Consider the following 10,281-nt stretch of genomic DNA (forward strand, 5'->3'; position numbering starts at 1 on the left):
GGTCGGCACCGAGCTTAAGCTGACGCTGGCCCTGGTACTGATCGTCGGCGTGCTCCTGATCCGGCCGTCCGGCATCTTCGGCCGCAAGCTGGTGGCGAGGGTCTGAGCATGTCGACCTTGCCCGCTTCCGTCGAAGGCGCGCCGCTCTCCGCGGCCGACGCCACCCCGGTGCCCTCGGTCACGCCCTGGCGTCTGATCGCGCTGGCCGTGCTCGCCGCCGTGGCTCTGGCGGTGCCGTTCGCGCTCAGCGACTACCGCATCTTCCTCGTCACCATGACGCTGATCACGGCCATCGCTGTGCTGGGGCTGAACATGCTGGTGGGCTACAACGGCCAGCTTTCGCTGGGGCACGGCGCCATCTACGCACTGGGCGCCTATGTCACCGCCATTCTGATGGAGCACGCGCACTTTCTTTGGTGGACCACGCTGCCGGTCTCCGCCGTGGTCTGCTTCGTGTTCGGCTTCCTCTTCGGCTGGCCGGCGCTGCGTCTGAAGGGCCATTACTTGGCGCTGGCCACCTTCGCCTTGGCCTTGGCCACGCCGCAGCTGCTGAAGCACAAGGCCTTCGAGGCCTGGACGGGCGGCGTGCAGGGCATCACGCTGACCAAACCGGAAGCACCCTTCGGCTGGAAGCTGACCGGCGACCAATGGTTGTACCTGATGGTGCTGGCCATCGCCGCCGTGCTGTTCATCGCCGCCTGGAACCTGCTGCGCGGCCGGCTCGGGCGCGCCACCATCGCGATCCGTGAGCAGCCGATCGCGGCCTCGGCGATGGGCATCAACGTCGCCTACACCAAGGCCATGACCTTCGGCATCAGTGCGCTCTACACCGGGGTGGCCGGCTCGCTGGGCGCCATCGCCACCGCCTTCGTCGCRCCGGACAGCTTCGGCATGTTCGTCTCGGTGTTCTTCCTGGTTGGCGTGGTCGTCGGCGGCCTGGGCACGATTTCCGGGGCACTGATCGGCGCCGCCTTCATCCAGTTCATTCCCAACTTCGCCGACCAGATCTCCAAGTCGGCGCCTTCGGCCATCTTCGCCGGCTTCCTCCTCCTGTGCATGTTCCTGATGCCGCAAGGCTTCGTCGGCCTGGTGCGCTCGGCCCTGCGGCGCGCGCAGCGTGGCTCACGTCCCCGTGGAGGGGACTGACGGCGGGCGGCCCTTCGTCGAAAGTTGCAACCATGTCACGAGTCATCTACATCCATCCGAACGGCGAACGCAGTGAAGCCGAAGTGGCCGACGGCCAGAACCTGATGATGGCCGCCACCGGCCACGACATCGAAGGCATCGTCGGCGATTGCGGCGGCGTGATGAGCTGCGCCACCTGCCACGTCATCGTCGGCTCGCCCTACCTCGAGCAACTGCCGCCGGTGAGCGACACCGAAAACCAGATGCTGGATTACACGGCCGCACCGCGCGAGCCGGGCAGTCGGTTGTCCTGCCAGATCGTCATGAACGCGGCGCTGGACGGCATTGCCGTGCGTATCGCCGACCCGCAGCTCTGAAACACACCAGATCGAACACCCCCGGAGAAACCATGCAAGCCACCGCCCCCCACACCCCGGCCAAGCCCAAGAGCGAGCTCACGCCCAACCCCGGCCTGACGCCGATGATGCTGAACCACGCGGCCTGGGTCACGCCGGATGCCGCGGCCACCACCGACTTCTACACCCGCATCATGGGCATGGAGCTGGCCAGCACGGTGCTGGACGACAGCGTGCCGTCCACCGGCGACGCCATTCCCTACTTCCACATCTTCTTTCGCATGGGCGACGGCTCCACGCTGGCCTTCTTCGAGGCGCCCGGCGTGCCGCCCCCGTCCAAGTCCAGCCACCCGGCCTACGACATCTTCAACCACATCGCGCTTGAGGCGAAGGACCGCGCCGAGGTGCTGCGCTGGTACGACTGGCTCAAGTCGCAGGGCGTGGACGTGATCGGCCCGACCGACCACAAGGGCCTGATCCTGTCGATCTACTTCCACGACCCGGCCGGCATCCGCCTGGAAATCACCACGCCGCTGGACAAGCAGTGGAACCGCCACACCGAGAAGGGCTACGCCGACCTCAAGCTGTGGGAAGACGCCAAGGCCAAGGCCAAGGCCGAAGGCAAGGACGTGCCCGAAGCCCTGCTGACCCTGATCAAGGACGTGCGCAAGCGCTACGAGCAGAAGAAGGTATGACCCCGATAGAGCTTAGGCCGCTGTTCACCATCAAGGCGGAGGTGAGCGCGCCGCCGCAACTGGTGGGCGCCGTCCCGCACGGCTACACCCGCCGCGTGATGTGCGTGAGCGGCGGCCAGTTCGAGGGCGAACGCCTGCGCGGCCGCGTGCTGCCGGGCGGCGCCGACGTCGTGCTGGAGCGCCCCGACGGCGGCCTGCACCTGGACGTACGGCTGGTGCTGGAGACCAACGCCGGCGAGCTGATCTACATGACCTACAACGGCCGCCGCAACGGGCCGACGCCGGAGATCATGCAGAAGATCGTCAACCGCGAGGCCATCCCGCGCGGTGCCGACTACTTCCGCGTGCTGGTGCAGTTCGAGACGGCAGCGCCGGCGCTGAAATGGCTGAACGACAAGGTGGCCGTGGGCACCGGCACCCGCGAGCCGAACGGACCGGTTTACGACATCTGGGAAGTCGCATGAAACGATTTGCCGGTCGCCCCGCCATCGTCACCGCCGCCGCCTCGGGCATCGGCCGCGCCATCGCGCTGCGGCTGCACGAAGAGGGGGCCTGCGTGCTGGCCGTCGACATCAACGCCCGTGCACTGGCCGAGTTGCCGCAATCGGACAGCTTCCGCATCTTCGCGATGGACGTGACGGCGCCCGGTGCGCCGCAGGCCATCGCCGACGAATGCCTGCGCCACTACGACGGCATCAGCGTGCTGGTGAACAACGCCGGGCTGGGCAACTGCCCGCCCTTCCACGAAACGAGCGACGCCGACTACCAGAAGTGGGCCGACATCAACCAGAAGGCCACCTTCATGGTCACCCGCGCCGCCTTTCCGGCGCTGTTGAAGTCCAGGGGTGTCGTGCTGAACATCGCCTCCACGCTGGGCGTGGTGGGCTACCGCCGCCAGGCCGTGTATTCAATGGCCAAGGCCGGCGTGATCGGCCTGACGCGCAACCTGGCCGCCGACTACGCCGACCAGGGCATCCGCGTCAACGCCATCGCCCCGGGCATCATCGCCACGCCGCAGACCGAGGGGCGCCTCAACACAGCGCGCTTCTACGCCACCATCGTCGGCACCACGCCGATGGGGCGGCCCGGCAAGCCGGAAGAGATCGCCGGCGCCGCGGCCTTCCTGTGCAGCGACGACGCCGGTTTCGTCACCGGCCAGGTGCTGGCCGTCGACGGCGGCCAGACCAGCAGCGCTTACATCAGCGACGCGCTGGTGCAATGCTGGGTCGAAGCGCACCCCGACCACTAGGAGACTTCATGCGCATCGCATTGATCACCGGCGCCGCTGGCGGGCTGGGGCTCGCCAGCGCCCGCAAGCTGGCCGAGGACGGCCTCACCATCGCGGTGGCCGACCTGCACGTGGAGGCGGCCCAGCGTGCCGCTGCCGCCTTGCCGGGCAAGGGCCACATCGGCCTGGCGTGCAACGTGTCCGATGAGGCCAGCGTGCGCGCCGCCKTCGACACGGTAGAACAGAAGCTGGGCGGCGTGAGCGTGCTGGCCTGCTTCGCCGGCATCCTGAGCACCCAGCCGGCGCCGGGGCGCCTTCCCACCGTGGACATCACGCTGGCGGAATGGGACGGCGTGATGAACGTCAACGCCCGTGGCACCTTCCTGTGCGTGCGCGAGATGCTGCGGCGCTGTGCCGGCCGCTCGGTGCAGGACGGCCGGATCGTCACCGTTGCCTCGCTGGCCGGACAGATGGGCGGCATGCAGAGCGGCTCGGCCTACAGCGCCTCCAAGGGCGCGGTGCTGGCGCTCTCGAAAGTCGCGGCGCGCGAGGCGGCGTCTCTGGGCATCACCGTCAACACGGTGGCGCCAGGGCCGATCGACACGCCGATGCTGCACCAGACGGTGCCGGCYGGCAACGAAGGCCAGAAGTACATGGGCACGGCGGCGGTGCCGCTGGGCCGGATCGGGTTGCCGGAGGAGATCGCTGCCGCGGTCTCCTACCTGGTGTCGCCGGGGGCGGGCTTCGTCACCGGCGCCACGCTCGACGTCAACGGCGGCATGTTGATGCGCTGAGGCGCCGAAACGACGACAGGACCAGGCGTGGAACTCTTTTATTCGAGCAGCCCGAATGTCTATAAGGTGATGATCGCGCTTGAAGAGCTCGGCCTGGAGTACCGGCTCGTTCTCGTAGATCTCAGCGCGGGCGAGCAGAAGGACCCGTCGCGTCTGGGCGGGGCGATCCACGGCAAGGTTCCCGTGCTGCGCGATGATGCGCCGGTGGACGGCGGCAACCCCATCACGCTGATGGAGTCCGGCGCCATCCTGCAGTACCTGGCCGAGAAGACCGGCCGCCTGATGCCTGTCACGCCGCGCGGTCGCATGGAAGTGATGCAGTGGCTGTTCTGGCAGATGGCCGGCCTCGGGCCGATCGGCGGTCAGGCCTGGCACTTCCGCGCGTTTGCGCAGCGACTGGAGCCCGAGACCGATTTTCGCTACCCCCGCAGCCGCTACGACAACATGCTGCGCTCTCTGTGGGATGTGATGGAAAGGCGCCTGGAGGCCGGCGACCACCTGGCGGGGGACTTTTCCATCGCCGACATCGCTTGTTTTCCCTGGATTCGCTACATCGCCCCGGACGATCCGGCGCGCTATCCCAGGCTCCTGGCCTGGCGCGACCGGATCGAGTCCCGCCCGGCGGTGGCGCAAACCTTCGAGCGCAGTCTTGCCTTGAAGACGCCGTACGGACGGAACGAACGCGGCGGCATTTCATATCCGTTCGAGGGCCTCGCGCGCCACGTCATCGTGCGCTGATGCCACATCCAACCCGGAGACACTCATGAGCGATTCACCCGGCTGTCCGTTTCTCGCCGCGTCGGCATCGTCGCGGACCACTCCCTTCAAACCCTACTACAGCCCCGAGCTGCACACCGCGATGGAAGTGCAGCGACGCCAGGAGCCTGTGTTCTGGTGTGAGGAGATCGGCTACTGGGTGCTGACGAAGCACAGTGACGTCTACGCGGTGCTGCACGACGGCGAGCGCTTCACCTCGGCAAATACCACCCGGCCGGTGACGCCGATGTCGCCGGAGGCGGAAGCCATCCTGCGAGAGGGCGGGTTCATGAACCAGACCGGCAGCCACTCGACCCTGTTCGGGCCGGTGCACAGGCGCATCCGCGGCATCACCAGCCAGACCCTGAACCTGCGCGAGTTCATCAAGCTCGAGTCGCACATCCGCCGGCTGGTGGCCGACGCCATCGAGCGCGTCGAAGGCAAGGACGAAATCGACCTGCTGGCGGAAGTGAACTACGAGTTGCCGGCGCAGGTGGTGTTCAAGCTGCTCGGCATCCCGGATGCCGACATTCCCAGCGTCAAGAAATGGGCCGGCGCCCGCAGCGTGATCGACTTCAGCCCGGCGACGCCCGAGCAGCAGATCGAAGGCGCCCGCAACATGGCGGCCTTCTGGCAGTACTGCGCCGCGCTGGTGGCCGACCGGCAGAAGAATCCGCGCGACGATTTCACCAGCAAGATGCTGGAGATCCGCAACGGCGACGACAGCGTGATCAGCATCCCGGAGATCACCACCCACACCTTCGGCGTCGCCTTCGCGGGCCACGAGACCACCACCAACCAGTTGAACAACACCATCCGCTCGCTGCTGGAGAACCGCGACCAGTGGGAGGCGTTGTGCGCCGAACCGTCGCTGGCCGCCAACACGGTGGAAGAGGGCATGCGCTACGCCGGTGCCGTGATCGGCTGGCGTCGGATCGCACTGGAAAACGTCCAGATCCGGGGCGTCACCATCCCGAAAGGCGAGCCCATCATGCTGTCGCTGGCCTCGGCCAATCGCGACGAGGAAGTGTTCCCCGATCCGCACAAGTTCGATATCCGCCGCGCCAATGCGCGCAAGCAGCTCACCTTCGGCAATGGGGTGCACTTCTGCCTGGGCGCGCCGCTGGCCCGGCTGGAGATGAAGATCGTGTTCGAGGAGTTCAGCAAGTGCTTCCCGAAAATGCGGCTGGTGGAGCCGGACACGGCGAAGCACATGCACACCTTCGTGTTCCGGGCGGCGGATGCGCTGCGGGTGACCCTGCAATGAGCGCCGCCCAGTTCGAAGACAATGTCGCTGTCGTCACCGGCGGTGCCAGCGGCGTCGGCCTSGCGCTGGTGCGGCAGCTGCTGGCGGCCGGGGCCAGGGTGGCGATGGTGGATCGCGAAGGGCGGTCGCTGGACAGCGCACTGCAGGGCCTGGACGGCACGCGCGTGCTGCCGCTGCAGGCCGATGTCGCCCTGGAATCCGAGGTGCAGCGCTACGCCGATGCGGTCGTGAAGAAGTGGGGCCGGATCGACCTGTTCCACAACAACGCCGCCATCGTCGGGCCGCAGTCCTCGCTGCTGGACTTCCGCATGGCGGACTTCGACCGCATCTTCGCGGTTAACGTGCGCGGCGTGCTGCTGGGGATGCAGGCGGTGGGTCGGGTCATGCGGGCACAGGGTCGCGGCAGCATCGTGAACACTTCGTCGGTGTCGGGCCAGCGGAGCAGCCGGGCGGAGGCGGGACTGGGCGTCTATGGTGCGTCGAAGGCGGCCGTGATCCGCATGACACAGCAGGCGGCGCTGGAGTTCGCGCCGCACAAGATCCGCATCAACGTGATCTGCCCGGGGCCGATCGATACGCCCTTGTTGCGCAGCACGTTCAGGATCGACGGAAGGAACGAGGAGCAGGTGGAGGCCGCGCTCAAGCAGCACTTCGCCAACCAGCCGCTCGGGCGGGCGGCCAGCGCGGAGGAAGTGGCGAACCTGGTGTTCTGGCTGCTGGGGCCGCAGGCGAGCTTCATCACCGGTGGCGTTTACAACGTCGACGGTGGAATGACAGCGTAGCCCTCGTCCTACCCTCTCCCGCGGGCGGGAGAGGGGGCAAGCATTTACTGCACCGCGACGAAGTTCCCATCCTTCACCTGCAGCAACACACCGCCATAGCTCGGATTCCGGTTCGCGTCCAGGCTCCAGGTCCCCGTTCCCAGCACCATCGGCACCTTGTTCAGCTTTGCCAGTGCGTCGCGGATCTTCGTGCGATCGGGATTCGGTCCGGCATTCCGTACGGCCGCCACGGCCACCTGGCCCAGCGCGTAGCCCATTCCCGCCCAGTTGTCCGGCGTCGCCTTGTACTTGGCCTGGTAAGCCTTCACGAAGGCCACGTTCATTGGCGAGGGATTGACCGGCGAGTAATCGGACACCACGTAAGTGCCTTCGACCGCCTTGCCGCCCGCCTTCACGAAGCCCAGCGAGCCGAAGGTGGAAGGCGCGACGAACTTGACCTTTGGGTCCAGCCCCGCCTGGCGGATCTGCACGATCATGTTGGCGCCGACTTCGGCCGGGGCGGCGAGGAAGATGGCATCGGTCTGCATCGTGGTCAGCTTCGTCGCCAAGGCGAGGAAGTTGGACTCGGACGAAACGAACTTCTCGTCGGCCACGATGGTCGTGCCGGCCTTGGTGAAGAAGTCCGCCACCGCATTCTTCTGGCCCACGAAGCCGTCGTTGCTCTGGTCGTGGACCAGCACGATGCGCTTGATGCCCAGCTTCTCGACCGACAGCTTGGCCAGGTAGCCCATGATGTCCACCGGCGCGGCCTGGATCTTGAAGGCCCACGGGCCGGTCGCCGGAATGCTGGGCGAGCTGCCGATGGCGAGCATCGGAACCTGCAGGTCGTTGGCCACTGGCGCCCCGCCGAGGGCCTCACTGCTGGTCGTGGGGCCCAGGATCAGCATCGCATTGTCGCGCTTGACGAACTGGTTCACCAGGTTGATGGTCTGGGCCTTCTCGCCCGCGGTGTCGCCCTCGACGATCCTGAACTTGTTGCCGCCCGGCAGGCCCTGGGCATTGGCTTCTTCCAGCGCCAGTTTCATGCCGTTCTGGATCGGCACCCCGCCGTATGCATAGGTGCCGGTCATGGCGTTCATCACGCCCACGGGAATCTCCTTACCCTGAGCGAAGGCAAGGCTGCTGGCGGCAAGAAGGGCGGCTCCTGCAATGACGCTTCTGCGATTCATCTGCATGGACATCTCCGGAAGTGAGAGGGAATCCAAGCCAGTATCGATAGGCCCAAGGCAAGCGTCAGTCCCCGTCGCAGGGGACGCGGACAACCCTTCTGTGGGACTTTTTTGTCAAGCCTTTTTATCAACGGTGTTCACGGTGTTTCATGGCGGCCCCGGTTGTTGCTGAGTGGATGAGACGACTGGCGAGGCATAGGTGATGCATCCTGGTCCGAGGTCAGGGTGTGGTGAGCGTTCGAGCCAGTTGTGCTCGGACGACCTTCTATCCGTGCAGGACGTGAACATCCTGCACCTCATGCTGCATGCGCGCGAAGATGCTATGTGGGACTACCCGAGCGAGACCCGTTTAGCTAAAACGGGATTTCCTTAACTTCTGGCAAGGAGATGGAAATGTCGACAACCCAGACAGCCCCACAGGACAAGGATACGGCGATCGCGACTGACCTGTACATGAGCTTCGAACTCGGCGACAAGTCGTGGAAGGTGACGGCAAGCGATGGCCGCCGCGGCCCGAGCCGGTACAACGTGAACGCCGGCGACACGGCCGCCGTTGCGCACTGCCTCAGCAAGGCCCGGGAGCGTTGCCAGCTCGAGCCGCAGGCCAAGGTGCACTCCTGCTACGAAGCAGGGCGCGACGGCTGGTGGCTGCACCGCTGGCTGATCGAGCAGGGTGTCGACAACATCGTGGTCGACTCCTCCAGCATCGAGGTGAACCGACACGCCCGGCGGGCCAAGACCGACCGACTCGATGGCGACAAGCTGTTGGCGATGCTACTGCGCCATCATCGCGGCGAGCGGGTGTGGTCGGTGGTGCACGAGCCCACGCCCGAGGACGAAGACGCGCGCCGCACGCATCGCGAGCTYGCCCGGCTGACGAAGGAGCGCACCGCCCACACGAACCGTATCAGCTCGCTGCTSGTGCTGCACAACCTGCGCCCGCACGTCATCATCGGCGGGCGCGACTGGCCCGCCTGGTGGGCGCGCCATCGCGAACAGGTGCCGCCTGTTCTGCGCGCCGAGATCGAGCGCGAGAGCGCGCGGCTTGCATTGGTCAAGCAGCAGGTCAAGGCGATGGAAACCCAGCGGCGCCAGGAACTGGCCGATGGCAAGCAGCCGCTGGTGGCGCAACTGGCGCTGCTCCGCGCCATCGGACCTAAGGGCGCCTGGGTGTTGGTCAAGGAGGTGTATGGCTGGCGGCGCTTCGCCAACCGGCGCGAGCTGGCCGGCTGCCTGGGACTGGCGCCCACACCTTACGACAGCGGCGACAGCCAGATCGAGCARGGCATCAGCAAGGCCGGCAACAAGCGAGCTCGCGCGTTGCTGGTCGAACTCGCCTGGGCCTGGCTGCGTTTGCAGCCCGGCAGCGCCTTGGCTCAGTGGTTCAACCGACGCTTCGCTGGTGGGGGTAAACGCATGCGTCGGGTCGGTATCGTGGCCCTGGCGAGAAAACTGGCGATCGCGCTGTGGCGCTATCTGCAGAACGGCGAGATCCCGGCCGGGGCCACGCTCAAGCCGGCCACTGCTTGAAGTCCCGAGCAGGCTTGCTTGCTCTAACGCACAGGAGGCCAAGGAACGCATCATCATGATCAAAGGTCGACGCGCCCGCCCAGTGCGCGGGTCACTGCACAGTGACCGTCGCCAAAGATGGGGCGCGCCGGTAAMYGGGGTTTGCCAGTGTGCTTCGCGCGCATGCAGCATGAGGTGCAGGGTGTCCGCGCCCTGCACGGATAGAAGTTCGTCCGAGCAACCGGGCTCGAACGCTCGCCAYACCCCGRCCTCGGATCAGGGCGCATCACTGGGGCCACGCCTCTGCGCATTCGCTCAGCAACTCACAGGTGCCGCCATGAAATACCAGTCATCAATACGATGATCAAAAAAGGTTTGACAAATAAGCCCTCATAGAAGCGCACTGGCAAACCCCGGTTACCGGCGCGCCCCWTCTTTTGGATCGGTCACTACGCAGTGACCCGCCGACCTTTCGGGCGCGTCGACCTTTGATCATCATGATGCATTCCTTGCCAGCGTTGGAAGAAAGCTGTTCGGGACTTCAGGCAGTGGTCGGCTTGAGCAAGGCTCCGGCCGGGATCTCGCCGTCCTGCAGATAGC

General features: G+C 66.3%; 11 protein-coding genes and 1 pseudogene. 11 read left to right on the plus strand and 1 reads right to left on the minus strand.

Features of this window, described 5'->3' with window-relative positions:
- The 10 genes and pseudogenes from AC1DY5_RS28050 to AC1DY5_RS28095 all read left to right on the plus strand — a co-directional run.
- Positions 1 to 106 (plus strand): annotated as a pseudogene (locus AC1DY5_RS28050) (branched-chain amino acid ABC transporter permease); the annotation flags it as partial.
- Between the two features lie 2 nt (positions 107 to 108).
- Entirely contained in the window at positions 109 to 1,146 is a 1,038-nt protein-coding gene (locus AC1DY5_RS28055) for a branched-chain amino acid ABC transporter permease (protein ID WP_478116715.1), read from the plus strand.
- A 32-nt stretch (positions 1,147 to 1,178) separates the two neighbouring features.
- The gene (locus AC1DY5_RS28060) at positions 1,179 to 1,502 is read left to right on the plus strand and encodes a 2Fe-2S iron-sulfur cluster-binding protein (RefSeq protein WP_478116717.1); all 324 of its coding nucleotides are present in this window, start codon (positions 1,179 to 1,181) and stop codon (positions 1,500 to 1,502) included.
- A 32-nt stretch (positions 1,503 to 1,534) separates the two neighbouring features.
- Positions 1,535 to 2,176 carry a VOC family protein gene (locus AC1DY5_RS28065; protein WP_478116719.1) on the plus strand — a complete coding sequence of 214 codons (642 nt, stop codon included), beginning with the start codon at positions 1,535 to 1,537 and terminating at the stop codon, positions 2,174 to 2,176.
- The gene (locus tag AC1DY5_RS28070) at positions 2,173 to 2,640 is read left to right on the plus strand and encodes a DUF3237 domain-containing protein (RefSeq protein WP_478116720.1); all 468 of its coding nucleotides are present in this window, start codon (positions 2,173 to 2,175) and stop codon (positions 2,638 to 2,640) included. Before AC1DY5_RS28065 ends, AC1DY5_RS28070 begins: the two co-directional genes overlap by 4 nt.
- Positions 2,637 to 3,425, plus strand: a complete 789-nt coding sequence (locus tag AC1DY5_RS28075) for an SDR family NAD(P)-dependent oxidoreductase (protein WP_478116722.1) — start codon at positions 2,637 to 2,639, stop codon at positions 3,423 to 3,425. The genes AC1DY5_RS28070 and AC1DY5_RS28075 overlap by 4 nt, the downstream gene beginning before the upstream one ends.
- A gap of 8 nt (positions 3,426 to 3,433) precedes the next feature.
- The gene (locus AC1DY5_RS28080; protein WP_478116723.1) at positions 3,434 to 4,198 is read left to right on the plus strand and encodes an SDR family oxidoreductase; all 765 of its coding nucleotides are present in this window, start codon (positions 3,434 to 3,436) and stop codon (positions 4,196 to 4,198) included.
- Positions 4,199 to 4,225: 27 nt separating this feature from the next.
- Positions 4,226 to 4,936, plus strand: a complete 711-nt coding sequence (locus tag AC1DY5_RS28085) for a glutathione S-transferase family protein (RefSeq protein WP_478116725.1) — start codon at positions 4,226 to 4,228, stop codon at positions 4,934 to 4,936.
- 25 nt (positions 4,937 to 4,961) lie between these two features.
- Positions 4,962 to 6,221: a cytochrome P450 gene (locus AC1DY5_RS28090; protein ID WP_478116727.1), complete on the plus strand. Its 1,260-nt coding sequence runs from the start codon at positions 4,962 to 4,964 to the stop codon at positions 6,219 to 6,221.
- Positions 6,218 to 7,003: an SDR family NAD(P)-dependent oxidoreductase gene (locus AC1DY5_RS28095; RefSeq protein WP_478116729.1), complete on the plus strand. Its 786-nt coding sequence runs from the start codon at positions 6,218 to 6,220 to the stop codon at positions 7,001 to 7,003. The genes AC1DY5_RS28090 and AC1DY5_RS28095 overlap by 4 nt, the downstream gene beginning before the upstream one ends.
- A gap of 44 nt (positions 7,004 to 7,047) precedes the next feature.
- Here the strand turns inward: AC1DY5_RS28095 and AC1DY5_RS28100 are convergent, their stop codons facing one another.
- Entirely contained in the window at positions 7,048 to 8,178 is a 1,131-nt protein-coding gene (locus AC1DY5_RS28100) for an ABC transporter substrate-binding protein (protein ID WP_478116731.1), read from the minus strand.
- 387 nt (positions 8,179 to 8,565) lie between these two features.
- On the opposite strand from AC1DY5_RS28100, the gene AC1DY5_RS28105 reads away from it, so the two are divergent.
- Positions 8,566 to 9,702 carry an IS110 family RNA-guided transposase gene (locus tag AC1DY5_RS28105; RefSeq protein WP_478116733.1) on the plus strand — a complete coding sequence of 379 codons (1,137 nt, stop codon included), beginning with the start codon at positions 8,566 to 8,568 and terminating at the stop codon, positions 9,700 to 9,702.
- Positions 9,703 to 10,281 lie beyond the last annotated feature (579 nt).

It is taken from the genome of Variovorax sp. P4_D9 (genome assembly GCF_056401695.1).